Below are 25,657 nucleotides of genomic sequence, written 5' to 3'. Positions count from 1 at the left end.
GTCGTCGGGTCCGTCGGGTCCGTCGGGGCCGTTGGTTCGGTGGGTTGGGGGGTGGGCCTTAGCATGTGGCCGGAATGCCGACTCGAGTGCGGCGATTCGATGACACAAGGAGCGGTTCGTGCGAGAGATCGCCGTGTTCAGCGGTAGCGCACACCCCGAACTGGCCGCCCAGGTCTGCGCGCACCTGGGTGTGCCGCTCAGTCCGACCCGGGTGAACAGATTCGCGAACGACTGTCTGGAGGTACAACTTCAGGCCAACTGTCGCGAGCACGACGTCTTCCTGATCCAGCCGCTGGTCGCTCCCGTGCAGGAGAACCTGGTCGAGTTGTTGCTGATGTGCGACGCCGCGCGCGGTGCGTCGGCGGGCCGGATCACCGTGGTGATGCCGCACTACGCCTACGCGCGCTCGGACAAGAAGGACGCGCCGCGCATCTCGATCGGCGGTCGGTTGGTCGCCGACCTCATGGTCGCCTCCGGTGCGAGCCGGGTGCTGGCGATGACGTTGCACTCGCCGCAGGTGCACGGGTTCTTCTCGGTTCCGGTCGACCATCTGCACGCGCTGCGTGAACTGGCCGAGCACTTCCGGCGCCACGACCTGTCCAACACCACCGTGGTCTCGCCGGACCTGGGCAACGCCAAGGAGGCCGCCGCGTTCGCCCGGATGCTCGGCGCCCAGGTCGCGGCGGGTGCCAAGCAGCGCTTCGCCGACGACCGGGTGGCGATCAGCGCGGTGATCGGCGAGGTCGCCGGCCGGGACGTGATCGTCCTGGACGACGAGATCGCCAAGGGCAGTACGGTGCTCGAACTGCTGGACCGTCTCCGCGAGTTGGGCGCCCGCTCGATTCGCGTCGCGTGCACCCACGGGCTGTTCGCCGCCGGCGCCCTCAAGCGCCTGTCGGATCAGCCCGACGTGCTGGAGATCGTCTGCACCAACACGGTCCCGATCCCCACCGAGGAACACACCGACAAGCTGCACGTGTTGTCGATCGCCCCCGCCCTCGCCGAGGCGGTCCGCCGCATCCACAACGGAGAAAGCGTCAGCGCCCTGTTCGACACCCCGTGACACGCGGTTCGGGCGGCGTGGGGTCGGGGTCGGTCGGGTCGGATCAGGTCAGGTTCAAGTCGGTGGTGATCTTGTCCGTGAGGACGAGGGCCTGTTCGGCGCGCACGTCGGTCATGAAGACGAACGGCGGGATGATCGGTGGGAGCGGCAGCCCGTCGGCGGCGAAATCGAGGCAGATCAGGCCCTCGATACAGCCGTGCAGGCGGGTGAGGTAGATCCGTACGTTGCCGTCCAGATCCAGCCGGGTCGTGTCGATCCGCATCCTCGGGCCGTCGCCGTCGCGGGTGGCGAGGCGGTAGTCGCGCAGGTGCGCGGCCCGCATGGTCAGCACGAGCACCCGCAACGGCCCGCGCGCGGTCTCCAGGGTGGTCACGCCGGCGAGGGCGAAGCCGATCGGGGCGAAGAAGCTCGCCGTGATGGTCGGAGGTGTGGCGCCGACGACGATCCTGGTCGTCGTCGGCGCCGACGCGGCGGCCGCCCTGGTGCCGCCGCACGCCTCGGCCGTGGCCCGCGCGGTACACGGCTTCGAGGCGGTCTCGGCCGCCTGGGCCCGGTTCCCGTCCGAGCCGAGTACGGACGCGACGATCAGCAACGGCAGCGCGACCGCCAGGGCCGAGGCTGCGCCGCCGGCGCGGCGCCGGTTGAACCGCCGCCGAGCCTTCGCGGGGGCGGGACGATCCGCCCCCTGATCCGCCCTCCGATCGGGCTCCTCGTCCGACTCCTCGTTCGACCGCGCGGCGGGGTCCGGCACCAAGCCGGGCCCGGGCCCCGGCCCGCCGAGCAGCGTGATCGAGGTGACGGACCCGACCGGCGCGGGCGGTGTGCTCGGCCGCGAACGAGGTTTCTCCCGAACGGACTCGGTCGCCCCGACCGCACGCACCGGCCGCCACGCGAAGCCCATCGCGCTGCCGAGCACGCCGAGCAGCATGCCCAGCAGGAAGCCGCCGAGATTGGCCACGACGAACGACGCGATCGAGGCGACCAGCGCGACGATGCCCACGAAGTGCCGGTGCTGCGCCGCGAACCACATGAACAGGCCCGCGACCATCAGGATCACGCCGATGGCCAGACTCGCGATCCCGGCGATGCCCAGGCTGACCATCACCGGCAGCGGGGACAGCGGCACGGCCAGGATCTCCAGGCCGCCCGCGATCAGGTACACGCCGCTCCAGAACGGCCTGGTCCGCCGCCAGCGGCGAATCACCCGGCGCTCGGCTCGAAACGGCAGATGCCGGTCCAACCACGATCTCGGCTCCATGTCGGTTCCGTTCTCCGGAGGTGACGTGGGATCGGAGGATGAGTTCGCAAGAGCGGTGACGTGGGATCAGAAGCAGCCCCGGCCGTCGAGGCTCACCCCGACCCGCAGTCCCTTGAGGTTGAACGTGCCGCCGGTGGCGGACCACGCGTGCGAGCGCACGCCGGCCACCGTGACGTCGCCGGCCTGGAGTCCGAACGTGCCGCGTTCACCCTGCGCACCCGGCACCTTGTCCAGGGTGGAGGCGTCCCGGCCGATCTCCACGGTCCCGAACCGGGCGTCGCCGACCAGGTCTTCGGCACCGATGATGAGGTTCTTCGCGGTCACCTCGCCCGCGTCGCCGCCGGCCGTGAGCTTGAAGGTGATGTCCCCCAGCGGGGTCTTGACCTTGGCCGACTGGCAGATGTCACTGAGCGTGGCATCGCCGATGGCGAGCATCGAGACCGGGTGGCCCTTGCCGTCGAGCGAGGTGTTGGTGCTCACGTACGACGACAGTCCGGCGCTGGTCAGCTTGCCCGAGCTGACCTGGAAGCTTGCCCCGGAGACGGCGAACGAGGCGGCCAACGCACCCTGGGCCATGGCCAGGGTGAGGAAGCCGACCGCGCCGAGGCCGACGATGCCGAGCGCCCCCGCGCGCCGCCAACCGGTGCCGCCCTCGTCGGCCTCCGCCGACGGGACCGTGTCGAGGTGGGATTGTGCGGCCGAGCCGTTTCGTGCGGACACTGTGTTCCCCTCTCGTGGGACCTGGCCGTTCACGGGTCGCCGAGGCGACGCGCACGCACGCACGGCACGGTGGACGCCGAAGGGCAGCGCGGCGGAGTGGTGGAGTGGGCCGTACTCGAGTGCGGTGGGACGGCGGAGCGGAGTTGCCTTCGACGCTGTGCGTATACCGTGCCGGGCCCGAGAGTAGGCTTCGATTTGAATAAAAGTCAACGAACTCCGCATAACTTGCCGCCATTTCGTACCTCCTCGCGGATCGGGGCGGTGCTCTCCGCGCTCTCGAGGGGTGGGAGGCCGGTGCAGGGCGAGGGTGACGAGCAGAGCGCCGATCATGCCCGCCGCGGTCGGCAGCACCACCACGAACTCCCCGTCGGCGGTGGCGGTGCGCAACGCCTCCCCGGCCTTGCCGCCGGTGCCGATCGGCGGTGCCGGGCGCGCTGAACCGCACGCTCGGCCGCCGTCCCCGCCTCGGCCCTCCGTTCGGCGCAATCGCCGTGTTCTTCGCCGGGCTTCGGGGTACTGGGTTCGCCCCTCGATCCGACGGCGGGAGAGACGCGATGGAGATCGGCACGAAGGTCAGGACGACCCGGCTGCTCGACGGCGGCCTGCGGCAGGTGGTGCCCGCGGACGCCGAGGGCTACGTGGTGGCCAAGCTGTTCGGCGGTGAGGTCGAGGTCGCCTTCACCCTGCGGGGCCTGCTCGGCGGCACCCGTACCGTCAACGTCCCGGTCGCCCCGACACACCTGGCGGTCCAGCCCTAGCGGCGGGGCTCGCGTCAGCAGCGCGGAAGGAGGTCCTCGCGCGGCACCGACCGCGTCGGGCCGTTCCAGGGACTGCGTATGCGGCGTGCCGGTCAGCTCGCGGTACACCGAACCGGAAATGCGCGCGGCCACGCCCGCCGTGAACTCCGGCCTCGACCGCGATCCGCGGCAGAGCCGGCAGGTCGCGCGGGTCGGTCGGCGTCCAGTTCTCGCCGAGTACCAGGATCAGGCGTGGGGCGGGCATGGGCATTCCTTCCTCGGGGGCGACGCCGACCTACGCGGCATACACGATCCGGCCGTCGAAGATGGTCAGCGCGACCGGGAGATCGGCGATCTCGCGCGGGCCGGTGATGGTCAGGTCGCCGTCGAGGACACAGATGTCGGCGACCTTGCCCGGCTCGAGGGAGCCCTTCCAGTCCTCGGCGAAGTCCTGACGCGCGGCGTTGATCGTGTACGCGCGCACCGCCGTGGCCAGGTCCACACACTGCTCGGGACCGCTGGCCCGACCGGTCGCCTTCGATTCGCGCAGCATCATCGCGGACACGCCGCGGCGCCAGTCGGGGTGGGTGATCGGCGCGTCCGAGCTCGCGGTGACCGCGATGCCCGCGTCCACGGCGCTGCGTACCGGCCACTGGTAGGCGGACCGCTCGGGGCCGACCACGTCGTCCATCAGGTCGGCGATCGTCCATTTGATCGCCGGGTTCATGTTCACCCCCCAGCCGTGCTCGGCGAGGGTACGCAGACTGCGCGGCGTGCAGAAGTCGCCGTGGATGACGTAGTGGCGCTCGTCCCGCCGCGGGTGCGCGCGGGCGGCCTCCTCGAACGCCTCGACCAGCGCGTCGATGGCCCGATCGCCGGTGACGTGGACACCGATCTGATGTCCGGCGGCGTGCGCGTGCCCGACGATGGCGCGCAGTTCGTCCACCCGCAGGGTGTCCGAGTCGCCGTGCATGCACAGGCAGCCGTTGCCGCCGCCGACGTACTCCTCGCGCATCCACGCGGTACGGCTAGGCGGTATCCCGTCGGCGAAGACCTTGACGCCCAGGATTCGCAGCAGTCGGGGGTCGAGGTCGGCGATCCCGTCCGGGAGCGGCTCGGCCAAGCGCTCGGGCAGTATGTCGGCTGCCTCGCCCATCGCCAGCGGGAGCAGCAACACGCTCACCCTGGCGTCGAGTTCGCCGGTGCGGGCCAGATCCGCGTAGACCGAGAGGGTCTCCGGGCCGGCCGCACCGAGGAACAACGAGCCGCCGCCGGGGCCCAGGCCCGGTTCGGTGAAGCTGGTGATGCCCTCGGCGTGGCAGATCGCGACCGCCGCACGAACGGCCCGCTCGCGTTCGGCCCGGGTCATCGGCGGCACGGCCGCGTTGACCAGGTTCTGGGCGCCCTCTCGGAGCAGCCCGGTGGGCTCGCCGGCGGCGTCCACCTCGATGATGCCGCCGGGTGGCGCGATCGTGTTCCGGTCGATGCCCGCGACCTGGAGGGCGCGGGTGTTCAGCCACGCGGTGTGCCCGCTGAACTCGTAGAGCAGGACCGGTCGATCGGCGACCACGGCGTCCAGGTCCCGGCGGTGCGGGGATCGGGGGTCAAACGCGCTCGACGCCCGGCACTCCGCCAGGTAGCCGATGTCCCAGCCGTTGCCGATCACCCACGCGTCCGGCGGTAGCGCCTCGGCGTGTCGGGCGACGGCGACCGCGATGTCGGCGATCGAATCGACGGCGGGGTACGACACGTCGACGGCGAGCGGCGGGCGGGTGGCGCCGAACGCGCACGCGTGCAGGTGGGAGTCGTTGATCCCGGGCAGCGCGGTACGCCCGGCCAGATCGATCACCTCGGTCCCGTGGCCGATCAGTGGCCGGATCTCGACGGCCGACCCGACCGCGACGATCCGGCCGGCGCGTACCGCGAGTGCCTCGGCGACGGTGAACTCGGCGTCCACGGTGAGGACGCGGCCGTTGGTCAGGACGAGATCGGCGCGGTCCGGCATCCGGGCTCCTTGGGTTGCGACGACACACCGGGGAGTCGACACCCGATATTATTTGAGGCCAAACGATATGGAGGACCCCGACCCACCACAAGACCCGGGAGCGGATTCTTCGACGCCGAACGAGGAGCCGGGCGGGCACGATCCACCGAACGACGACCCGGCCTTGCGATCGGCGGACGACCCACCTATCGTTTGGACTCAAATAAGCCCCGAAGGGGATCGGGCTCCGAACGCATCGAAACGACTGGGTTCGGTTCGATGGAGTTCGGTCCTGTTCGGATCATGTGGGGTCGGTTTGTCGTGATGTGTCGACGGAAGGTCGGGTTCCGGTGCGCGCCTTGATCATTCGCCACGACCACGTCTCGCATGCCGGGTACGTCGGTGCGCGACTGGCCGAACGGGGATTCGCGCCGTACGAGGTGGCCGTCGTCCCCGCGCAACGCTTCCACTCCCCCGATGTGCGCGTCGCCTTCCCCCACCCGACGGACTTCGACGTCGTCATGTCGCTCGGCGCGCCGTGGTCGGCGTACGACACGGAGGCGATCGGCACCTGGATCGGCGACGAACTCGCGCTGCCGGCCGAGGCGGTCCGGGCGGACGTACCCGTCCTGGGCATCTGCTTCGGCGCCCAGGCGCCGGCCGCGGCGCTCGGCGGAACCGCCGAGCCGGCGCCGAGGTTCGAGCACGGCTGGCACGCCGTCTCATCGCACGAGCGAACCTGATCTCCGCCTGCCCGTGGTACCACTGGCACTTCGACCGCTTCACCGTCCCACCCGACGGGCGCGAGATGGCCCGCTCGCCGGCGGGACCGCAGGCGTACGTGCTGGGCCGCTCGCTCGGCGTGCAGTTCCACCCCGAGGTCACCCCGGACACCGTGGGCGCCTGGCTGGACGGCGGCGGTGATGCCCTGGCCCGGGACCTGGGCTTGAACGTCGCGGAGTTGCGCCGGATCGAGGCGGGCGGCCGGGAACGGGCCGACGCGCCGGCGGACGCGTTCCCGGCGGACGTGGCCAAGCTCTGAGCCGCGGCCGGCCCGCCGGCCGAGAGCCCTCGGAAGGCCGCCCTCGGTGGGTGCCCTGATCGGGACGCGCACCGAGGGGCCGGTTCGGGCCCGGTGCCTCCTGCTGCCGCTTCGGAGGATCCGAGGGCACCTCGCGAGGATCGCGGGGGCCTCGCCGCCGCATCGGGGCCTCTCGGCCACGCGCTGCCGCGCCGATGGATAGGCGCGGCCCGCGAATCCGTGCGCGAGGAGCACGGCGGACCGGATCGATGCCCCGGACACCCGGTATTCGAGCCGCCGACACAGGCGGAATCCGCCGCGTTCATCCCGGGTTCGACTACGAACTGCCTTGCTCGGAAAGGCCGATCGACACTTCGGGGCACGCCCACCGTACCCCGTCGCGCGGGCCCGCCGCGTCCGTCACCGCGCGTCCGCGGACGGTTGCAAAAAGGATCAACGTGGGGGTTGACACTGAAAGTTGGTCTAGACCAACCTAGTGGAGCGGGGATCGGAGAGGTGTGTGTTCCGGCATGGCCGCCCGCTGATCGAGCGAGCGCGGGCCGGGACCGTACGTCCGCTGTGGGTGTGCGCGCCCTGTGCGCGGCACCGAGTACAAGGAGGTAGGAATCCCGGCTCGGTCATCGCGGAGAACCACGACCTCCGCGGCGCGACCGACCGGGCGCGGTGGTGCGCTTTCTTACCAAGTCTGCTTGCCGTAAAGCCCGTTCAGCCCTTCGCGAGATTCCACCGCGGGTCGGGGGACTCGGGGATCACCGAAGGGTCCACGCATCGCGATCCGTCGTTCGCCACCGTCTCGGGGCGACGGCCCTCACCGCTGTACGGATGAGCTCTCACAGCACCCGGGCAGCCTCACTCGACGCTCGTTCCGCGACCGGCGACAGCCGGCGACTCCCCGCGGCACGAGCGGCCCGCCGAGGTTGCGGTGTGTGCTGCCCTCGGTCGGACCGGGGCGAGTCGCCCGTCGGTCGGGATCGCAGCCCTCGGCCGCGCCCGCCCGGGACGAACTCCCTTGCACAGACCGCGACTCAGCTGCGCTCACCGTTCTCGGACCGGCGCGTCCGCCTGCTCGGCGCTCGTTGTCGTGCCCGGACGACGAGGGCGACCACGTCGAGGTCGTACTCGGCACGGGCCGCGATGCCCCCTGCCCGAACCACCGCCGAGAGCGGTCGATTCGCTCATTCACGGAAGAACTTCGAGCCCTGGAGTGGTCAGATGCCGACGCCCGACCCGTATCCGTATCGAGCAGCCTCGGATATCCCCTACTACAGCGCGGACGGTGAGACGTACCTGGCGCCGACACCGCTGCGTGATCTGAAGAAGTCGAGGCCGTTGCGGGTGTTGTCCGAGGAGGACTTCGACTTCTGGCAGACCTGTGGATACGTCGTGGTCAAGGAGGCCATCCCGGCCGCCGCGGCGGCCCGCCTGCTGGAATTCGCGTGGGACTTCCAAGGGCTCGACCCGGACCGACCGCAGGACTGGTACCGCGACGATCGGCAGTTCCGCTCCGACCTGGACCGGGAACTGCACATCTACGGCTTCGTCGAGGCCTACCACCACCAGCTCATCTGGGACAGCAGGCAGACCCGGCGCGTCTACGACGCGTTCGTGGACGTGTGGGACTGCGAGGAGTTGTGGGTGACGCTGGATCGGCTCAATCTGAACCCGCCCAACATCCGGGACCGCGATCGGGCCCTCATCGCGCCCACGGACCAGGGATTCGACATCGAGTTGCACTGGGACGTGGACACCACCCTGGAGATACCGCCGCAGCGGGTGCAGGGCATCATCGCGCTCGACGACACCCGACCCGACCACGGCGGATTCCAGTGCTCTCCGGAGCTGTTCCGTCGTTTCGGCGAGTGGAAGGCCGGACAGCCCGCGGATCGGGACCCGATCCGACCCGCCGTCGACCGCACCGAGTTCCCGGTGATCCGACCGGAACTCGAAGCCGGCGACCTGCTGATCTGGAACGGTCTGCTCGCCCACGGCGTGGCCCGAAACACCTCGGTGAACGGCGTGCGAGCGGTCCAGTACCTGTCCATGATGCCCGCGTTGGAGTCCCACCACGAGCAGCGTCGATCCCGGGTCGAGTCGTGGCGGCACCTGAGCACACCCGACTGGAACAAGACACTGGTCGGCGACGCGACGAAGCACGAATCGTTGCGCTACGGCACCGCCACCCTCGACGACCTCGGCGAGAAGCTTTTGGGACTGCGGTCCTGGAGCGGACTCGACAACGAACAGGCGACCGGAGAGCCGGCATGCGCAAAATCTGCCTGACCCTGCCCACCAACCGGGCGTGCGCCGCCACGATTTCCGCGATCGGCGAGGAAGCCGCCTATGCGGCACAGCACTTCGACGTCGAGGTGCACCTGCTGATTCTCGATTCTTCCGGCCCCCGGGCGTACGCGGCTCACGCCCAAGTCGTCGAGGCGTCGCCCGAGTCGGCGAACGTGATCGTGCACCATCTCGACGAGGCCCGGCAGCGCGACTTCCTGTGCGCGGTGATCGACCGCGCCGGCGTCGGCAAACCGGATCTGCTGCTGGACCTGATGTTGCCGAACACCGTGTCGTACGGCGCCTGCACCAACCGCGCCTTCCTGATCGCCGCCGCGCTCGGGTGCGCGTCGATCCACCGCCGGGACTCGGACAGCACCTACCAGACCCACGAGGGGGAACCGGTCTTCCCCATCCACCACGAGCTGACATCGCTCGGCAAGCGCGCCGGCGACGCGGCGTCCGGCGTGAGCGAGACCGCGCTGGATCCGGCACACGCGGACAAGCCCGTGGTCCTGGCGGGCGGTTCGTTCGTCGGTGAACTCTCCGTCGACATCGGCGAGATCCAGCGCATCGACCCCGTGGCCTACCACGACATCGTCGGCCTGTGGGCCCCGTCCGAGTGGTCGGAGCAGCAAAAGCGCACCCTGGTCGCGGAATCCTTCACCGGAGCCGGCACCGCCCCGTTCGTCCGGGATCACTCGACGCTGACCATCGTCGACCCGATGCGGATCGACATGTGCAACATCGGCTTCCACCACCAGGTGTACGAGCGGGTTCCGCTGCCGCCGGCGACCGACACCATCGGCAGCGACTACTTCCTCATGCACCTGGTGCACGACGCCGCGCTGCCGGGCGTCCTGCACAACCGCCACATCGTGAACTTCTACACGCCGGAACGGCGAACCGACTCGGGGTTCGTCGCCTACCAGCTCCGGTTGACGAAGTTCTTCCTGTCGATGCTGCACTTCAACTTCATCTACGCCCGGATGGCGACGAAGGGCGACGCGCTCCTCGACGCCGAGGGACACGTCCGTCCCGACTCGATCGCCGAACTCGCCCGCGAAAGCGCCCGGTTGGACCACGCCGAGAATGTGCGACGGCTGCGCAGTCTGGACCGGTCCTACCGAAGGCTGGGCGGCCGATACGCCGCGTTCGCCGACACGCTGGCCGAGCGCGGCCCGCGACTGCTCGACGAGGCCCAGGCGGACATCGAAGACTTCGCGCTGCTGATCGAGGCATGGGCGGCGCTGATCCACGCGAGCAAGGCCACGAGCGTCCACGAACCGCACCGATAGTGGGACCCGGACCGACATCATGCACGTAAACGCACGTATGCGCGCCGCCCTGGCGGCCTCCACCGACGACCGAATCGTCTTCGACCTCGCCGGCATCGAAGAGCGATACGACTCCCTGCTGCGCGAGTTGCCCGACATCTCCGTCCGATTCGCGATGAAGGCCTGCCCCGTGGACGAGGTGCTCGCCTGTCTGGCCGACAAGGGCGCCGGCTTCGACGCGGCAAGCCCGCGGGAGATCGAGCAGGCGATCGCCACCGGCGTACCCATCGATCGCATCCACTACGGCAACACCATCAAGTCCGACCGGAACATCGCCGACGCATATCGGCTCGGTGTCCGGGACTTCGCCACCGACAGCCTCGAGGACGTGCGGGCCGTCGCCGCCCACGCGCCCGGCGCCCGGGTCTTCTGCCGACTGGCCACCAGCGGCGAGGGAGCCCTGTGGGGTCTCAGCCGCAAGTTCGGCTGCTCCGCTGCCGACGCGGTGCTCGTCATGGAGGAGGCCCACGCGCTGGGCCTGATCCCCTCCGGCCTGTCGGTGCACGTCGGTTCCCAACAGATGACCACCGAGCCCTGGCGAGACGCCTGCGACCGGATCGCGGTCGTGCTCGCGAACCTGAATCGGCGCGGGATATTCCCGGACCACGTCAATCTCGGCGGCGGGTTGCCGGCCCTGGGCTACCTCGACCGGCACGGCCGGCCGTTGCACCCCCCGATGGACAAGATGTTCTCGGTCATCCGCGAGGGCATCGCGCGCCTGCGCGAGGTGTCCGCGACCCCGCTGGACTTCCTGATGGAGCCCGGACGCTACTTCGTCGCCGACAACGGCGCGATCCGGGCCCGGGTCTCCCGGCTGTCCGCGCGCGAACAACTCGACGGACAGCGCCAGTACTGGCTGTACCTGAGCTGCGGGAAGTTCAACGGCCTCTACGAGATGGACGAGTTGCAGTATCGACTGGTCTTTCCCACGCACGACGACGCGGAGTTCGTGCCGGCCGTCGTCGCGGGCCCCACCTGCGACAGCGACGACGCCTACCCGCACCGGGACAACCTCACCCGGGTGCCCGAGTCGGTCGCCTCGGGGGATCCGGTCTGGATCGTCTCCTGCGGCGCGTACGTCACCAGTTACACCACCCTGGGGTTCAACGGTTTCGGTCCGCTTCCCTACACGTGGACCGACGGCGACTCCGACGATCGCGACAACGTTCGGCGCCGGAATCCGCCCCGGCGCGCCGATCTGGTCCTGGAAGGTCTGCGGTGACGGGCCCACGCGCACGCATACGACACATCACCGAGGACGACTGGGACCACATCGTCGCGCTGGAGGCCGCCACGTATGCCGACGGCGCGCTGTCCGAGGAGCGGCACGCGCTGGAGTCGCGCGCCCGCTCGTCGCCGGCCACGTGCTTCGTGCTGGACGTCGAAGGACGACCGGCGGGCTACGTGCTGGCCCTGCCGTACCCGATGTTCCGGTATCCGGACCTGTCCCGCGCGGAGGACGTGGTCTTCCACTCGCGCAACCTGCACCTGCACGATCTCGTCGTCGCCGAGCGTCATCGCGGCAACGGCTTCGCGCGCGATCTGCTGGACCGGCTGATGACGACGGCGCGGACCAAGAGGTACGAACGCCTCTCCCTGATCGCGGTCCGCGGCAGCGAGGCGTTCTGGGCGGCGAACGGCTTCGCCGCCGTTCCCGACGTCCCGCTTTCCGCGAGTTACGGCGCGCACGCGGTGTACATGTCCACGGCGGTGCACCCGGGCCCCGCATCGAGAAGGCAACACCCGTCGATGGTCCGCGCCGCGGATCGTCCCCACACGACGAAGTAGGCGCATACCCATGTTTCGCGTTCGCGACGACTTCCGCCGGGCCCAGGTGGCGATCGCGGCCCTGTTCTGCTTCCTCGGGCTCCAGTACGCCACCTGGGCCTCGCGGCTGCCCGCGCTCAAGACCGGGCTCGACCTGAGCGAGGCCGAGGTCGGCCTGCTGCTGATGGCGTGCGGAGCGGGCGCGGCGGCCTCGTTCCCGCTCGTGGCGATCCTGACCAAGCGCCTGGGCTCGCGACTCCTCGCGCTGTTGTCCGCTTCGGTGCTCGGCCTGCTCCTGCTCGCGTTGGCCGCGGCACCGAACTATCCGGTGGCCCTGGTGATCATCTGCTGCGACGGGGTGGCCGTCGGGTGCCTCAACGTCGCCATGAACGCACAGGGCGCCGCGCTCGAAGTCGCCCATCAGCGCACCGCGATGTCCCAACTGCACGCGACGTTCAGCGCCGGCTCGTTGTGCGCCGCGCTGCTGGCGTCCGGGATGAACGCGGTGACATCGAACCTGACCGCGCACTTCGCGGTGGCCTGCGTGCTGCTGTCGCTGCTCCTGGGCTTCGCCCGGTCGGGCCTGTTGACCGAGGATCGACCCGCGGAGAAGTCCGCCGAGCCACAGGAGTCGCCGGAGCGGAGCGGGCGCGGGTTGACCCTGCCGTCGCGGATCACCATCTGGATGGGCTGCGCGATGGCGTTCGGCACGGTGACCGAGGGGGCGATGAACGACTGGTCCGCGCTCTACATGAAGGACGTCGCGCACGCGGCCTCGGAGGTGGCGCCGCTGGGCATCGCGGTGGTCTCGGTGATGATGGTGCTGGCCCGCGTATTCGCCGACGGCTGGCGCAGCCGGTGGGGCGACGGCCGGATCGTCCGGGTCGGCAGCGCGCTGGCCGGGGTGGGGCTGGCGGTCGCACTGCTGGTCGGTGGCGTGGTGCCGGCGCTGATCGGCTTCGCCTGCGTCGGCCTGGGCATCGCGGCGGTGACCCCGTGCGTGTACGTCGCGGCGGCCCGGGCGGGCTCGGACGCGCTGGCTCTGGTCGCCGCGATGGGCACCACCGGCCTGTTGGCCGGACCGGCGCTGATCGGCTTCATCGCGAGCGGCAGCAGCCTGGTGTGGGGCATGGGCGCGGTGGCCGCCTCGGCGCTGCTGGTCTCGGTGTGCGCCACGCGGATCCGCTGGACCGACCTGGGTGAGAAGGACCCGATCGCGAAGGCCGTCGCGCCGGCCGAACCGGTCGCCGACGTCGAGCCGTTGACCGACGCCGGTGCCTGAAGTCGGCGTTTGAAGTCGGCGTTTGAAGTCGGCGCTCGGCGCCGGTACTTGATGCCGGCGCTTGCTGCCGGGTGACCGACGCCGGTGCTTGATGCCGCGTGGTCGGCATGGGGTGCGGCGCCGCCGGGCGTAGGTCAACCGACCAGCTCCCGGCGGTACTTCGTCGCCAGCGCGACCGCCTTGCCGCCCAGCGCCACCACCCCGACCAGCGCGTCGTCCCGGTGATAGCCGACCGCGCAATCCCCGTCCCAATCGCCCTCCAGCAGGCGCACGTCCGTGCCCGCCAGGCCCGGGGCGCCGTACGACTGGAGGCGCTCGTCGTACTGGTCCGACCAGAACGTCGGCAACGGCGCGAACGGCGTCGGGTCGCAGTCCGTGCGGGCCAGGTGGGCGGCGAGCGTGCGGGCCGCACGTTTGGCGCTGTCGGTGGGCATGCTCCAGTGCTCGATCCGGCGCGGTACGTCGTCGTAGCGCGGATTGACGAACCGGGCCACATCGCCCACGGCGACCACGTCGGGGCGGGACTCGACGCGCAGGAGCGCGTCGCAGCGCACCCCGTCGCCGAGATCGAGGCCGTTTCCGGCCAGCCATTCGGTGTTCGGGATCGAGCCGACGGCCTCGACCACGACGTCGGCGGGCAGTTCCCGGCCGTCGTCCAGCAGCACGCCGGCGACGTACCGATCCCCGGTCGACTCGCGTACGGTGCGGCCGAGTTCGAACCGCACGCCGCGGGCGAGATGCCGCCTGCGCAGCGCCGCGCCCAACTCGACGCCGAGCGGGCGGTACATCGGCTCCGCCTCGGGGCCCACCACCGTCACCTCGGCGCCGAGCGAGCGCGCGGTCGCGGCCACCTCGCAGCCGATGAAGCCCGCGCCCACGACCACCACCCGGCGGCCCGGGCCGAGTGCCGCGCGCAGGTGTCGCGCGTCGTCGAGCGTGCGCACGACGTGCCGTCCGTCCCGGGGCCCCGGACAGGTCAACCGGCGTGGACGCAGGCCGGTGGCCACCACGAGGCCCGCGTACGACAACCACTCGCCGTCCGCGAGCCGGATCCGCCGGGTGGTCAGGTCGGCCGCGACGGCGGCCCGGCCGAGCCGCCAGTCCACGTCGGCGCAACTCGCCCGCAGGCGAAAGGCGAGCGAGGCGTGCGAGACCCCGCCCGCGAGCGCGTCCTTGGACAGCGGCGGCCGGTTGTACGGCATGTGCGGCTCGTCGCCGACGACGGTGATCCCGCCGGTCCAGCCGGCCGCGCGCAGTTGTTCGGCGGCCCGCAGACCGCCCATGGAGGCGCCCACCACGACGACTCGGGCAGCGGTCACGGTTCAGTCCTCGATCGTGATGGCCTGGAGCGGGCACACGTCGGCGGCCTCTTCGACCGCGTCGCGCAGCGCCTCGTCCGGTTCGCCGACGAACTCCAGTCGCCCGGCGGCGTTGATCCGGAATACCTCGGGCGCGGAGAACACGCACTGCCCGTGGTCCTGACAGCGGTCCATGTCGACGACGACCTTCACGGTGTAATCCCTTCCTGCGATCGGTGCGGAGGTGGATGGCGGGATGCGGAACGGTGCGCGGGCGGGTCGCGGGAGATGCCTGGCCTCGATCGCGGTCAGCGCCGAGGCGCCCGGATGTTGCGGAACTCCCAGTCGCCGCCCAGCGCGGTGGAGAGCACCTCTTCGGACTCGGTGGGCTGGGCGCCGCAGTCGGTACGGATCGGGGTCGGGCCGGCGATGATGTGGTTGGTGAGGCGGCCCAGTCCTTCCGCCTCGACCTCGACGACGTCCCCCGGTTGCACCGGACGCGAGCCGGCCGGCGTACCCGACAGCAGCACGTCGCCGGGGCTGAGCGTGATCGTGCGGGCGATGTCGGCGACGAGGTAGTGCATGTCCCACTCCATCTCGTCGGTCGAACCCTCCTGCACCACCTCGCCGTTGACGTAGGTGCGCAGCGCCTTGCCGCGGAAGTCCCAGCCCTCGACCAGGCCCGGGCCCAACGGGCACAGCGTGTCCGAGCCCTTGACCCGCAACATCGAACCCGCGTCGGTGTCCCGGAAGTCGTGCAGGCCGTAGTCGTTGGCCACCGTGTAGCCGCGGATGAAGGCGCCCGCGTCGGCGGGCGCGATGTTGCGGCAGGTGCGGCCGATCACGATGGCGATCTCGCCTTCGTAGTTGAGGTACTTGCAGCCGTCCGGGCGCACGATCGCGCCGCCGTGGGCGTTCAGCGACGACGTGGGCTTGTGGAAGTAGGTCGGCGCGGACGGCAGCGAGGTGCCGAATTCGGCCACCCGGCTGCGGTGGTTGAGGTGTACGGCGATGATCTTGCCGGGCTCGACCGGCGGCAGGTGCCGGGCGTCGGCGGTCTTGGTCCGTCTGCCGTCCGCGGCGACCAACTCAGCGCCCTCGCGGACGACTTCGACGATCGCGCCGTCGAGCAGGATGCGGCGGTACTCGGTGGTGCGGCTCATGTGGTGTGTCCTTGGCATGTGGGGGTGGGACCGGCGGAGGCGGTCCAGCCGTCGAGGGGTCGGTCGAACCAGACGTGGGCCTGGCCGGTGCCGGTGGCGTTCTCGTAGTCGCCGACCAGCCGGCCGGGCGCGGTGCAGCGTTCCTCGCCGAGCGCGCCGAGCATCATCAGGTAGTGCCCGAAGCGGGCCTCGGGCTTGTACCGCAGGAAGTCCGGCATGCCGGCGAGCACGCTCGCGTGGTCGCCGTGTTCCATCCAGGCGATCCGCTGTTCGTCGGCGGCGCGGGCCTGCGGTGTGCGCACGTGGATCGGGTCGGACGCCTCGTGCGCGCGCAGTTCGCGCAGGTTCCAGAAGGTGTGCGAGAAGGCGCCGGAGGCCACCAGCAACACCTTGCGGTCGGTGGCCGCGATGCCGTCGGCGAGCGCGCGCCCCAACCGCAGGTTGTCCTCGACGTCCGCGGTCTGGCAACAGCCGATGCCCATCCAGCGTTTGCCGGGCACGCCGAGGTGGTGCCACAGGTTGACGGTGGCGTAGTGGATCGGCAGGTACGGGTCCTCGATCGGGGTGATCCAGGTGCCGTGTCGGTCGGCGAAGCCGGCGGTGGCGTGCGCCAGTTCCGGATCGCCGGGGAAGTCGTAGGGGATCTGCCGCATGCCGCGCGGCAGTTCCTCGGAGGTGTACAGCCCGCTGCGGTGCGGTTGCGCGGCGATCACGTACTCGACGGTGGTTGCCCAGTGCGAGTCGAAGACCACGACCGTGTCGTAGTCGAGCCGCTCGAACACCTCGGCACGCAGCTCGGCCAGGGCCGGGACCAGGCTGATCTCCCTGCCCTCGTTGAGCTCGTGGCGGACCTCGCGCGGCAGCATGATGGTGGGCGAGTGGGCCAGGATGCCCGCACCGACGATCTCGCCCATGGTCAGTGCCACCCGTTCGGCGCGGTGACGGTGTTCTTGACGTCGCAGTAGAAGTCGAAGCTCCAGGTGCCGCCCTCGCGGCCGACGCCGGATTGCCGGGAGCCGCCGAACGGGGCGCGCAGGTCGCGGACGAAGAAACAGTTGACCCACAACGTCCCGGCGACGAGTTCCGCGCCGACCCGCTTCGCGCGCTCGCGATCTCCGGTCACCAGCGTCGCCGCGAGCCCGAATCGGGTGTCGTTGGCGAGCCTGATCGCCTCGGCCTCGGTGGTGAAGGTCTGCAGGGTCAGTACCGGGCCGAAGACCTCCTCCTGGACGATCTCGCCGTCCTGGGCGACGTCGGTGAGCAGGGTGGGGCGGTAGTACAGGCCGCCGAGTTCGGTGTTGCGTCCGCCGCCGAGCAGGGCCTTGGCGCCGGCGTCGAGTGCGCGGCGGACGAAGCCGTCCACCCGGTCCACGTGTTCGGCGTGGATGTTGGGGCCGACGTCGGTGGCCGGGTCGCGCGGGTCGCCCTGGACCAGGGTGCGCGCCCTGGCCAGGAAGCGGGTGGTGAACTCGGCGGCGACCGAGGCGTCCACGAGCAGCCGGGTGGCGGCCAGGCAGACCTGGCCGGCGTTGTCGTACTGCTCGACCGCGAGTTCGACGGCCAGCTCGAGGTCGGCATCGGCGAAGACCAACAGCGGTGACTTGCCGCCCAGTTCGAGACCGACCGGAGTCAGATTGGCGGCGGCCGCGGCACCGATGTGGCGGGCGGTGGGCACCGAACCGGTGAAACTGATCCGGCGCACGTCCGGGTGGGCGGTCAGCGCGGCACCGACTTCCTCGCCGTAGCCCTGGACCACGTTGAACACCCCTGCCGGCAGGCCCGCCTCGGCGGTGATGTCGGCGAGCAGCGACGCGGTCAGCGGTGTCCACTCGGCGGCCTTGAGCACGACCGTGTTGCCCGCCGCGAGCGCCGGGGCGATCTTCCAGGTGGCCAGCATCAGTGGCGCGTTCCACGGCGTGATCAGTACGCACGGCCCGGCGGCGTCCCACGAGACGTGGTTGTCGTGGCCCCGGGTGTCGAAGTCGTCGTGGCGCAACTGCCCGCTGAGCCAGTCCGCGAAGAAGCGGAAGTTGTGCGCGACGCGCGGCATCACCCCGCGCAGGTGTGAGCGCAGCAGCGCGCCGTTGTCGGTGGTCTCCACGATCGCCAGCTCGGCGAGCCGGGCCTCGACCCCGTCGGCGATGGCGTGCAGGAGGCGGGCGCGCTCGGCGGGCGTGGTCGCGGCCCAGGCCGGGAACGCGGCGCGGGCGGCGGCGACGGCGGCGTCCGCCTCGGCGCGGCCGGCCCGGGCGATCTCGCCGATGACGGTGCCGTCGATGGGCGAGACGTCGGTGAAGGTGTCCGAAGACCCGACGCGCTCGCCACCGATCCAGTGCCGGGTGTCGACGCGGACGCCCGCAACGGTGACCTCGGTCATGTGGAAAACCCTCCAAGTCGTTTGACCCCAAACAATCTAGCCATTCGCGATCGGGGCGGTCAAGGGGCGCGCCCGGACCCACCCCGCGCCCCCGAGGCCCGAGTCCGCAGAGCCGGCTCCGCGCTCCCGCACTCGGGCCTCGCGGAGCCCGCCTCGCGTTCCCCGTACCCGGGTTCCGTTGTATCGTTTGCCCCCAAACAATCCCGTCGGCGAAAGCGGGCAGCATGTTGCGGCTCTCCCACCAGGACTGGCTCGAACGGGCGGCGCGGCTGCGCCCGATGACCGTCCATCACATCGACGGCGCCGACCACGCCGGCGACGGCGACACGTTCCCCGTGGTCGCGCCACGCGACGGATCACCGCTCGCCGACGTGGCCCGGGCCGGGCAGCGCGAGGTGGACCTGGCCGCGGCCACCGCCCGCCGCGCCTTCGACACCGGGGCCTGGCCCCGACTCGCGCCCGCCGAACGCGGCCGCGCGCTGATCCGGTTCGCGGACTCCGTCGAGGCGCACCGCGAGGAACTCGCGCTGACCATCGCGCTGGAGATGGGCAAGCCGGTCACCGAGGCGTACACCATCGAACTGCGCGCGGTGGCGGCCTGCTTCCGCTGGTACGGCGAGATCGCCGACAAACTGGTCGACGAGGCGCCGCAGACCGCCTCGGACGCGCTCGCGCTGGTCACCCGGGAGCCGGTCGGCGTGGTCGCGGCCGTCGTCCCGTGGAACTTCCCGCTCACCATGGCCGCCTGGAAGGTCGCCCCGGCGCTCGCGGCCGGCTGCACGGTCGTGCTCAAGCCCGCCGAGCAATCACCGCTGTCCGCGCTGCGACTGGGCCGGCTCGCCGCCGAGGCCGGCCTGCCGCCGGGCGTCTTCAACGTGGTCGCGGGCGAGGGCCCCACCGCCGGCCGCGCGCTCGGCCTGCACCCGGACGTCGACGTGCTCGCGTTCACCGGCTCGACCGCGGTCGGCCGACACTTCCTGCGCTACGCGGCCGACTCCAACCTCAAACGGGTCTGGCTCGAACTGGGCGGCAAGTCCCCGAACATCGTGCTGCCCGACGCCGACCCGCTCGCCGCGGCGGCGAGCGCGGCGTGGGGCGTCTTCTTCAACCAGGGCGAGATGTGCACCGCGCCGTCCCGCCTGCTCGTGCACTCCTCGATCGCGGACCGGGTGACGGACGCGGTGGTCGAACGGGCTCGGGCCCTGCGCGTCGGCGACCCGCTCGACCCGGCCACCACGATGGGCGCGCTGGTGAGCGCGGAGCACCTGGTCCGGGTCCGCGACCACATCACCCGCGCGCACGCGGCCGGCGCCCGGCTGCGCACCGGTGGGGCGCGGTTGGACCGGGCCGGCCACTACCTGGAGCCGACCGTGTTCGACCGGGTCGCCCCGGACATGGCGCTCGCCCGCGAGGAGGTGTTCGGGCCGGTGCTCGCGGTGCTGACCTTCGATACCGAGGACGAGGCGATCCGGCTCGCCAACGCGAGCGAGTACGGCCTCGCGGCGGGCGTGTGGACCACGAACCTGTCCGCCGCGCACCGGATCTCGCGCGCGGTGCGGGCGGGCACCGTATGGGTCAACTGCTACGAGGAGGGCGGCCTGAACGTGCCCTTCGGCGGGGTCAAACAGTCCGGCCACGGACGGGACAAGTCGCTGCACGCGCTGGAGAAGTACACCGACCTGAAGACCACCTGGATCGCACTGTGACCGGCCGCCCTCGACGTCCCCGAAGCGCCCGAGGTCCCCGCCGTCGACACCGCCCCCACTGTCCACACCGTCCCCGAGAGCTGCGGAGACCGCTGTGCTGCGTCCGTTGATCGCGCTGCCGTGCCGGTTCGCGGCCACCACGTCCGCGCTTCGCCACGCTGCCGAGGTGACCGCCCGGGCGCTGGCCGAGGCGGTGTACGCGGCGGGCGGCGAGCCGTTCATGATGCACCCGGCCGAACCGGAGGAGGCCGCGTCCAGGCTGTCCCGCGCGGACGGCCTGCTGCTGCCCGGCGGCGGCGACCTGGCGCCGAGCAGCTACGACGCGGACACCGTGCACGGCGAGGTGTACGACGTCGACGCCGCCCAGGACGCCTTCGACCTCGCCGCCGCCCGGTACGCCCTCGCCGTCGGCCTGCCCACCCTGGCCGTGTGCCGCGGCCTCCAGGTGGTCAACGTGGCCCTGGGCGGCACCCTCACCCAGGACATGCCCGTCCGCCACCGCCACGTGATCCACCCGGTGACCCTCACCCCGGGCTCGGCCACCGCCCGCGCCGCCGGCACCACCGAACTCGACGCCTCCTGCTACCACCACCAGGCCGTGGACCGCCTCGCCCCCGGCCTCCGCATCACCGGCACCGCGCCCGACGGCACGGTCGAGGCCCTCGAACCCCTCGCCCCCACCGGTTGGTTCGTAGCCGTCCAATGGCACCCCGAGGACACCGCCCCCACCAGCCCACCCCAACAATCCCTCTTCGACACGCTCGCCGAATCGGCCCACCGCTACGCCGCCCGAAAAAGCCCGCACGCGGCTTAGCCGTCTCGAACCGGTCACCGCGTGGCCGAAATGGAGCGACAAAGGACAGGCCGTGCCCCAGACGACCTCACCCGGACACGGGTCCGCCCTGGTCGGGGGGCGGGCCCGCGACCGAGGTTCAGCCCTTCGCCCGCCGCCCGCCGCGTCGGGGTTTGGGGGTGTTGCCGGCCAGCAGATCCTGGCGGCGTTCCTCGCCCTTGGCCTCCAGGCGGGCCACGATGCGGCGCAGCGAGTCGGCGAGCGTCAGGCATTCGTCGGCGCCGAGGTCGTCGGTGACGAAGGCCTCCTCGGCGTTGAACGCCGGGAAGACCCTGGCCATCAGGTCCTCGCCGGCGGGGGTCAGCGAGAGCAGGACGAGCCGCCCGTCGGTGGCGTGCGCGGCACGGGTGAGCAGGCCGCGGGTCTCCAGCGTGCGGGCGACGCCGGTGAGCGTGCCCTTGGAGATGCCCGCCTCCTCGGCGACGTGTCGGGTCTCGCTCTCGCCCCAGATCCACACCTCCCACAGCACGGTGAACGCGGTCCAGGTCAACTCCGCGTCGCGCAGCACCGAGTTCTCCAGGTGTTGGCGCACCGCGGCTGCCGCGCGGTAGATGTTCGACACCGCGGCCATCTGCTCGCGCCGCAGCGGGATGTCGCCCAGGCGCGCCTGGACGGCCTTCTCCGTTTCGGTGATGGACCGCTTGCCGACCACGTGCTCCGCCTTCTTCGTCGTTCGCGTCCGAGGGTCCCCGTTACGCCTTGCACACCCCGAAATCTAGCCCTTGTGGGGACCTGTTTGCATCCGTACGATCAGCGGCACTCGCAGATCGTACGGGCCCAAACGAATGGGTTCCCGCCCCTCGGAGGCGCCGGGCATGGCATCCAGACAAGCGTCGACGACCAGCACCATCGACTCCGAGGCCGCCCCCGCACGCGGCTCGCTCGGTGTCGCGCACATCGTCTTCTTCGTGGTGGCGGCCTCCGCCCCACTCACCGTCGCCGCCGGCGGCATCCCGCAGAGCCTCGCGGTCACCGGCACCTCGGGAATCCCTGCGGTCTACCTCGTACTGGCCGCCCTGCTCGCGATCTTCAGCGTCGGCTACGCCGCGATGAGCCGGCGGATCACCGGCGCGGGCGCGTTCTACGCGTACGTCGCCCAGGGCCTGGGCCGGGCGGCCGGACTGGGCGCCGCGTTCGTGGCGTTGATCTCCTACAACGCGATGCAGATCGGCATCTACGGCCTGTTCGGCTTCACCACCGCCGACTTCCTGGACGCCAAGCTCGGGTGGCACGTGCAGTGGTGGGTGGTGGTCCTGGTCGGCATCGTGGTCGTGGGGGCGCTGGGCTACCTGCGGATCGACCTCAACGCCCGGGTGCTGGCCGCGCTGCTGATCGCCGAGACGGTGACCGTGCTCGTCTTCGACATCGGCGCGTTCACCCAGGCGCCGGACGGCATCTCGCTGCACCCGTTCTCCTGGGAGGCGCTGACCTCGGGCTCGATGGGCGCGGCGTTCTGTTTCGTGATGGCGTCCTTCACCGGCTTCGAGTCCGCCGCGATCCACGGCGAGGAGTGCGTGGACCCCAAGCGCACCGTGGCCCGCGCGACGTACGTGTCGGTCGGCGTGATCGGCGTGTTGTACGCGATCACCGCGTGGGCCCTGATGAGCGGCGCCGGCACCGACAAGGCGGTCGACGCGGCGACCGAACACGGGCCGAACCTGATCTTCGTCCTGGGCGGCGACCAGATCGGCTCGGGCTTCGCGGACCTGGCCCAGGTGTTCCTGATCACCAGCCTGTTCGCGGCGCTGCTGTCCTTCCACAACGCGGTCGCGCGCTACTTCTTCGCGCTGGGCCGCGAGGGAGTGCTGCCCACCGCGCTGGGCCGCACCCACCCGCGCACCGACTCGCCGCACCTGGGCTCCGCCACCCAGACCGCGCTCGCCGCCGCCGTGGTGATCCTGTTCGCCGCGCTCGATCGCGACCCGATGGCGACGCTGTTCAACTGGTTCACCAACCTGGGCGCGCTGGGCGTACTGCTGTTGCTGGTGCTGACCTCGCTCGCGGTGGTCGCGTTCTTCGTGCGCAACGGCGCCGACGGCGAGAGCGCGTGGAGTCGGCTGATCGCGCCGGCCGGATCCGCGCTGCTGCTCGCGGCGGTGTTCGTCGCCGCGCTGGACAACTTCGGCGTACTGCTGGGCGTGGACTCCGGCTCGGCGCTGCGCTGGGTGTTGCCCGCGCTGGTGCTCGGCGCGGGCGTGGTCGGCGCGCTGTTCGCGCTGTACCTGCGCGCGGCCAAGCCGGGCGTGTACGCGGGCATCGGACGCGGCCGGAACTGACCGCGACCACACCCGCCCGCGGCCGGAGCCGAACACGCGCGCACGAGGGCCCGAGCACCGCGATCCGGTGCTCGGGCCCTCGTGCGTGTACCGCGCCCTACGCGGCGCCCGAGCCGCCACTCGCCAGGAGCGTGCCGCCGTTCCAGACCACGCCGACCTGGCGGTAGTACGCGCCGATCACCTCGCGCACCTCCAGTCGGGCCAGTTCCTCGGTGGGCGCCTCGAACAGGGTCAACTCCGCGTCGCCCGCCCAGGCCCCACCGCCCTCGGCGGACTCGGCACCGGTGGCCACGAGTTCGTCCAGGGCCAGGCCCTTGCCCGGTTCGATCGAGGGCAACCAGCGGTGGTGCGCCATCGGGTGCCCGTTGACGAAGCCGCTGGTCGGCGACGGTTCGCGCAACGTCACCACGGCCTCGGCCAGCCGCCGGTCGGCGGCGGCGAGCGTGGCGCCGAACATCGCGCCCGCCTCGATCCGCGGCGCCGGGCCGTACGGATGCGGCCGGGTCTGGTGGATCGAACCGAGCTTCTTCGGATAACCCTGGTGCAGGCCGCGCGCGATGGCGAAGTCCTTGTCGACCCAGATGTACACGCAGCGCGAGTAGGTCACCCCCGCGTACCGACAGCGCACCACCGCGAAGCACTCCTTGTACTGCCCGCGCACCGGGTCGAGCAGTTCCGCGCCCGCGGTCGAGCAGGACTGCCAGTCGGCCCAGATCAGCGCCACCGCGCCCGGGTCCTCGTCGGCGAGCGACAGTTGCGGCGGCAGCAGTTCGGCGACCCGCGCGGGGTCGGTGCGGTACTCGATGGTGAGCAGGTCGCCCGAGTACCGCCACGGCGGTGCCGGGATCATCGAGGACCGGCCCGTGCCGGTCTTGGGGTGGAAGAAACCGTGTACACCGGTCATGGCGACTCCCTCGAAGCACGGCGCGGCCCGGAACGGGTTCGGAGCCGATTGATCGTTTGGGTCCGTACGATATGCCTCCGGTCGCTCGTTGTCACGCGCGCGCGACCACCCGCCGACACCCGCCCACCTCCCGTCGCCACACGCGCAAAGGCTTGCCCCAACCCCTTGTGCGACACCGGCGACCTCCATATGGTTTGGGCTCAAACGAATCGGCCGTCCTGCCGCCGCCCGTCCCGTGCGAGGAGAAGCCGGTGAATCCATCAGCAGTGGACCGGGCCCACGACGTCGTCGCCGACCTGAAGGCGCGGGGCATCGACGTGGTCCGGATCGCCTACCCGGACCTGATCGGCACCGATCGCGGGCGCGACGTGCTGGTGGACCACCTGCCCTCGGTGTGCGCGCACGGCCTCGCCTTCTGTCGGGCGGTCTTCCACACCACCCCGCGAGGCCAGACCGTCCCGGTGGCCGGCGGCATCGACGCGGGCCTACCGGACATCTGCGTGTTCCCGGACCTGGACACGCTGGTCGCGATCCCGTGGGAGCCCGGAGTCGCGTGGTGCCTGGGTGAGACGACGGACCCGGCGACCGGTCGGCTCGCCGCCGAGGCGCCGCGCTCGCTGCTGCGCGACGTGCTGACCCGGATGGCCGACGAGGTGGGCCTGCGACCGGTGGTCGGACCGGAATTGGAGTACTTCCTGTGCGAGCCGGACCCGGACCGCCCGGGCGGTTGGCGGCGCTACGGCGACGCCCCGGGCAACGTGTACGTGGCCGACCGGCGCGGAGATCCGGACGGACACCTGCTGCGCACGCTGCGCAGCCTGGGCGCGCTGGGCATTGGCGCCACCACCGGCAACCACGAGTACTGCTCCGGCCAGTTCGAGATCAACCTGGACCACTCGCCCGCGCTCGACGCCGCCGACCGGGCCTTCCGCTTCAAGTCCTCGATCAAGGAACTCGCGCGCCGCGAGGGCCGGTTGGCCACCTTCATGGCCAAGCCCTTCAACGACGAGGGCGGCTCCGGCTTCCATCTGCACCTGAGTTGCCTGGACCCGGACGACGCCAACGCCTTCGACGACCCGACCGGCCCGCACGGCCTGTCCTCCGCCGCGCACCACGCGATCGGCGGCGTCCTGGCGCATGCCCCCGCGCTCGCCGCGCTGCTGAACCCGACGGTCAACTCCTACAAGCGCTTCGGCCCGGACACACTCGCGCCGTGGCTGATCGACTGGGGCCTGGACAACCGCAGCGCGATGGTGCGGATACCGCCCGAGCGCGGCACCGGCACCCGCCTGGAAGTCCGGCTCGGCGACGCGAGCGCCAATCCGTACCTGGCCGTCGCCGGTCTGCTCGCCGCCGTGCACCTGGGCCTGCGCGAGAAGACGACTCCGCCGCCGCCGTTGCGGGGCTACGGCTACGACAGCGCCAAGGCGCCGCTCCTGCCCGCGACGCTGACCGAGGCGCTGGACGCGTTCGAGGCCGACACCGCGCTCACCGCGCTGCTGGGCGCGGACTTCGCCGACGCGTTCCTGACCTACAAGCGCGACGAGGACACCCGTTTTCGCCGGCACGTCACCGACTGGGAGTTCGCCGAGTACGCCTACCACCTCTGAGCC

At 71.3% G+C, this 25,657-nt stretch carries 22 protein-coding genes and 1 pseudogene; 13 read left to right on the top strand and 10 right to left on the bottom strand.

All coding sequences use genetic code 11. The features are described from left to right. The first annotated feature begins 118 nt into the window (after positions 1-118). Entirely contained in the window at positions 119-1,063 is a 945-nt protein-coding gene (locus tag ACZ4FV_RS15310; RefSeq protein ID WP_395859234.1) for a ribose-phosphate diphosphokinase, read from the top strand. Positions 1,064-1,106: 43 nt separating this feature from the next. On the opposite strand, the gene ACZ4FV_RS15305 is transcribed toward ACZ4FV_RS15310, so the two are convergent. Both ACZ4FV_RS15305 and ACZ4FV_RS15300 read right to left on the bottom strand, forming a co-directional pair. After that, positions 1,107-2,321: a DUF6114 domain-containing protein gene (locus ACZ4FV_RS15305; RefSeq protein WP_465322752.1), complete on the bottom strand. Its 1,215-nt coding sequence runs from the start codon at positions 2,319-2,321 to the stop codon at positions 1,107-1,109. 66 nt (positions 2,322-2,387) lie between these two features. Continuing rightward, a complete protein-coding gene (locus ACZ4FV_RS15300; protein ID WP_395859232.1) occupies positions 2,388-3,041 on the bottom strand; it encodes a DUF6230 family protein in 654 nt (217 codons plus the stop codon). A 554-nt stretch (positions 3,042-3,595) separates the two neighbouring features. Between ACZ4FV_RS15300 and ACZ4FV_RS15295 the strand changes: the two genes are divergently transcribed. Next, on the top strand, positions 3,596-3,799 hold the full coding sequence (locus ACZ4FV_RS15295) for a hypothetical protein (protein ID WP_395859231.1): 204 nt from the start codon (positions 3,596-3,598) through the stop codon (positions 3,797-3,799). Between the two features lie 274 nt (positions 3,800-4,073). On the opposite strand, the gene ACZ4FV_RS15290 is transcribed toward ACZ4FV_RS15295, so the two are convergent. Further along, positions 4,074-5,783, bottom strand: coding sequence for an amidohydrolase (locus ACZ4FV_RS15290; RefSeq protein WP_465322751.1), 1,710 nt, complete (start codon positions 5,781-5,783; stop codon positions 4,074-4,076). A gap of 329 nt (positions 5,784-6,112) precedes the next feature. On the opposite strand from ACZ4FV_RS15290, the gene ACZ4FV_RS15285 reads away from it, so the two are divergent. The 7 genes from ACZ4FV_RS15285 to ACZ4FV_RS15255 all read left to right on the top strand — a co-directional run bounded on the left by ACZ4FV_RS15285 (position 6,113) and on the right by ACZ4FV_RS15255 (position 13,467). Further along, the gene (locus ACZ4FV_RS15285; RefSeq protein ID WP_395859229.1) at positions 6,113-6,505 is read left to right on the top strand and encodes a type 1 glutamine amidotransferase; all 393 of its coding nucleotides are present in this window, start codon (positions 6,113-6,115) and stop codon (positions 6,503-6,505) included. A gap of 65 nt (positions 6,506-6,570) precedes the next feature. Continuing rightward, positions 6,571-6,804 (top strand): hypothetical protein, encoded by a 234-nt coding sequence (locus ACZ4FV_RS15280; protein WP_465322750.1) that lies wholly within the window; start codon positions 6,571-6,573, stop codon positions 6,802-6,804. A 1,212-nt stretch (positions 6,805-8,016) separates the two neighbouring features. Next, on the top strand, positions 8,017-9,084 hold the full coding sequence (locus tag ACZ4FV_RS15275) for a phytanoyl-CoA dioxygenase family protein (RefSeq protein ID WP_395859227.1): 1,068 nt from the start codon (positions 8,017-8,019) through the stop codon (positions 9,082-9,084). Next, complete coding sequence (locus ACZ4FV_RS15270) at positions 9,066-10,379, top strand: DUF6271 family protein (protein ID WP_465322749.1); 1,314 nt, start codon at positions 9,066-9,068, stop codon at positions 10,377-10,379. Before ACZ4FV_RS15275 ends, ACZ4FV_RS15270 begins: the two co-directional genes overlap by 19 nt. A 37-nt stretch (positions 10,380-10,416) precedes the next feature. Continuing rightward, on the top strand, positions 10,417-11,640 hold the full coding sequence (locus ACZ4FV_RS15265) for a type III PLP-dependent enzyme (protein WP_395859225.1): 1,224 nt from the start codon (positions 10,417-10,419) through the stop codon (positions 11,638-11,640). Next, entirely contained in the window at positions 11,637-12,206 is a 570-nt protein-coding gene (locus ACZ4FV_RS15260) for a GNAT family N-acetyltransferase (protein ID WP_395859224.1), read from the top strand. Before ACZ4FV_RS15265 ends, ACZ4FV_RS15260 begins: the two co-directional genes overlap by 4 nt. Before the next feature lie 10 nt (positions 12,207-12,216). Continuing rightward, complete coding sequence (locus ACZ4FV_RS15255; RefSeq protein ID WP_395859223.1) at positions 12,217-13,467, top strand: MFS transporter; 1,251 nt, start codon at positions 12,217-12,219, stop codon at positions 13,465-13,467. 134 nt (positions 13,468-13,601) lie between these two features. On the opposite strand, the gene ACZ4FV_RS15250 is transcribed toward ACZ4FV_RS15255, so the two are convergent. The 5 genes and pseudogenes from ACZ4FV_RS15250 to ACZ4FV_RS15230 all read right to left on the bottom strand — a co-directional run. After that, positions 13,602-14,750 (bottom strand): NAD(P)/FAD-dependent oxidoreductase, encoded by a 1,149-nt coding sequence (locus tag ACZ4FV_RS15250; protein ID WP_402232806.1) that lies wholly within the window; start codon positions 14,748-14,750, stop codon positions 13,602-13,604. Between the two features lie 39 nt (positions 14,751-14,789). Continuing rightward, positions 14,790-14,978 carry a ferredoxin gene (locus tag ACZ4FV_RS15245; protein ID WP_395859222.1) on the bottom strand — a complete coding sequence of 63 codons (189 nt, stop codon included), beginning with the start codon at positions 14,976-14,978 and terminating at the stop codon, positions 14,790-14,792. A gap of 95 nt (positions 14,979-15,073) precedes the next feature. Next, positions 15,074-15,928 (bottom strand): fumarylacetoacetate hydrolase family protein, encoded by an 855-nt coding sequence (locus ACZ4FV_RS15240; RefSeq protein WP_465322773.1) that lies wholly within the window; start codon positions 15,926-15,928, stop codon positions 15,074-15,076. After that, positions 15,925-16,842 (bottom strand): DODA-type extradiol aromatic ring-opening family dioxygenase, encoded by a 918-nt coding sequence (locus ACZ4FV_RS15235; protein WP_402232802.1) that lies wholly within the window; start codon positions 16,840-16,842, stop codon positions 15,925-15,927. The genes ACZ4FV_RS15240 and ACZ4FV_RS15235 overlap by 4 nt, the downstream gene beginning before the upstream one ends. Then, positions 16,838-18,305, bottom strand: a pseudogene (locus tag ACZ4FV_RS15230) (aldehyde dehydrogenase); the annotation flags it as partial. The gene ACZ4FV_RS15235 and the pseudogene ACZ4FV_RS15230, both read right to left, overlap by 5 nt. Positions 18,306-18,529: 224 nt before the next feature. Here ACZ4FV_RS15230 and ACZ4FV_RS15225 point away from each other — a divergent pair. After that, positions 18,530-20,011 (top strand): aldehyde dehydrogenase, encoded by a 1,482-nt coding sequence (locus tag ACZ4FV_RS15225; RefSeq protein ID WP_465322748.1) that lies wholly within the window; start codon positions 18,530-18,532, stop codon positions 20,009-20,011. Positions 20,012-20,105: 94 nt separating this feature from the next. Further along, positions 20,106-20,825, top strand: a complete 720-nt coding sequence (locus ACZ4FV_RS15220) for a gamma-glutamyl-gamma-aminobutyrate hydrolase family protein (protein WP_465322747.1) — start codon at positions 20,106-20,108, stop codon at positions 20,823-20,825. 118 nt (positions 20,826-20,943) lie between these two features. On the opposite strand, the gene ACZ4FV_RS15215 is transcribed toward ACZ4FV_RS15220, so the two are convergent. Continuing rightward, positions 20,944-21,516: a MarR family winged helix-turn-helix transcriptional regulator gene (locus ACZ4FV_RS15215; protein ID WP_331771316.1), complete on the bottom strand. Its 573-nt coding sequence runs from the start codon at positions 21,514-21,516 to the stop codon at positions 20,944-20,946. Between the two features lie 163 nt (positions 21,517-21,679). Here ACZ4FV_RS15215 and ACZ4FV_RS15210 point away from each other — a divergent pair, with 163 nt between their 5' ends. Beyond that, on the top strand, positions 21,680-23,140 hold the full coding sequence (locus tag ACZ4FV_RS15210; RefSeq protein WP_465322746.1) for an APC family permease: 1,461 nt from the start codon (positions 21,680-21,682) through the stop codon (positions 23,138-23,140). A 97-nt stretch (positions 23,141-23,237) separates the two neighbouring features. On the opposite strand, the gene ACZ4FV_RS15205 is transcribed toward ACZ4FV_RS15210, so the two are convergent. Continuing rightward, the gene (locus tag ACZ4FV_RS15205) at positions 23,238-24,044 is read right to left on the bottom strand and encodes an acetoacetate decarboxylase family protein (protein WP_395859215.1); all 807 of its coding nucleotides are present in this window, start codon (positions 24,042-24,044) and stop codon (positions 23,238-23,240) included. Positions 24,045-24,295: 251 nt separating this feature from the next. On the opposite strand from ACZ4FV_RS15205, the gene ACZ4FV_RS15200 reads away from it, so the two are divergent. After that, complete coding sequence (locus ACZ4FV_RS15200) at positions 24,296-25,654, top strand: glutamine synthetase family protein (RefSeq protein ID WP_465322745.1); 1,359 nt, start codon at positions 24,296-24,298, stop codon at positions 25,652-25,654. Positions 25,655-25,657: the final 3 nt, after the last annotated feature.

This window comes from Embleya sp. NPDC025285 (assembly GCF_055558835.1).
This window is presented reverse-complemented; position numbering and strand designations above follow the sequence as displayed.

Bases quoted from the DNA above. Each gene is read 5' to 3' on its own strand.
- ACZ4FV_RS15275 (WP_395859227.1), top strand. From the start codon at position 8,017: ATGCCGACGCCCGACCCGTATCCGTATCGAGCAGCCTCGGATATCCCC.
- ACZ4FV_RS15305 (WP_465322752.1), bottom strand. From the start codon at position 2,321: ATGGAGCCGAGATCGTGGTTGGACCGGCATCTGCCGTTTCGAGCCGAG.
- ACZ4FV_RS15280 (WP_465322750.1), top strand. From the start codon at position 6,571: ATGGCCCGCTCGCCGGCGGGACCGCAGGCGTACGTGCTGGGCCGCTCG.
- ACZ4FV_RS15250 (WP_402232806.1), bottom strand. From the start codon at position 14,750: ATGGGCGGTCTGCGGGCCGCCGAACAACTGCGCGCGGCCGGCTGGACC.
- ACZ4FV_RS15240 (WP_465322773.1), bottom strand. From the start codon at position 15,928: ATGAGCCGCACCACCGAGTACCGCCGCATCCTGCTCGACGGCGCGATC.
- ACZ4FV_RS15255 (WP_395859223.1), top strand. From the start codon at position 12,217: ATGTTTCGCGTTCGCGACGACTTCCGCCGGGCCCAGGTGGCGATCGCG.
- ACZ4FV_RS15295 (WP_395859231.1), top strand. From the start codon at position 3,596: ATGGAGATCGGCACGAAGGTCAGGACGACCCGGCTGCTCGACGGCGGC.
- ACZ4FV_RS15225 (WP_465322748.1), top strand. From the start codon at position 18,530: ATGTTGCGGCTCTCCCACCAGGACTGGCTCGAACGGGCGGCGCGGCTG.
- ACZ4FV_RS15210 (WP_465322746.1), top strand. From the start codon at position 21,680: ATGGCATCCAGACAAGCGTCGACGACCAGCACCATCGACTCCGAGGCC.
- ACZ4FV_RS15265 (WP_395859225.1), top strand. From the start codon at position 10,417: ATGCGCGCCGCCCTGGCGGCCTCCACCGACGACCGAATCGTCTTCGAC.
- ACZ4FV_RS15205 (WP_395859215.1), bottom strand. From the start codon at position 24,044: ATGACCGGTGTACACGGTTTCTTCCACCCCAAGACCGGCACGGGCCGG.
- ACZ4FV_RS15270 (WP_465322749.1), top strand. From the start codon at position 9,066: ATGCGCAAAATCTGCCTGACCCTGCCCACCAACCGGGCGTGCGCCGCC.
- ACZ4FV_RS15235 (WP_402232802.1), bottom strand. From the start codon at position 16,842: ATGGGCGAGATCGTCGGTGCGGGCATCCTGGCCCACTCGCCCACCATC.
- ACZ4FV_RS15290 (WP_465322751.1), bottom strand. From the start codon at position 5,783: ATGCCGGACCGCGCCGATCTCGTCCTGACCAACGGCCGCGTCCTCACC.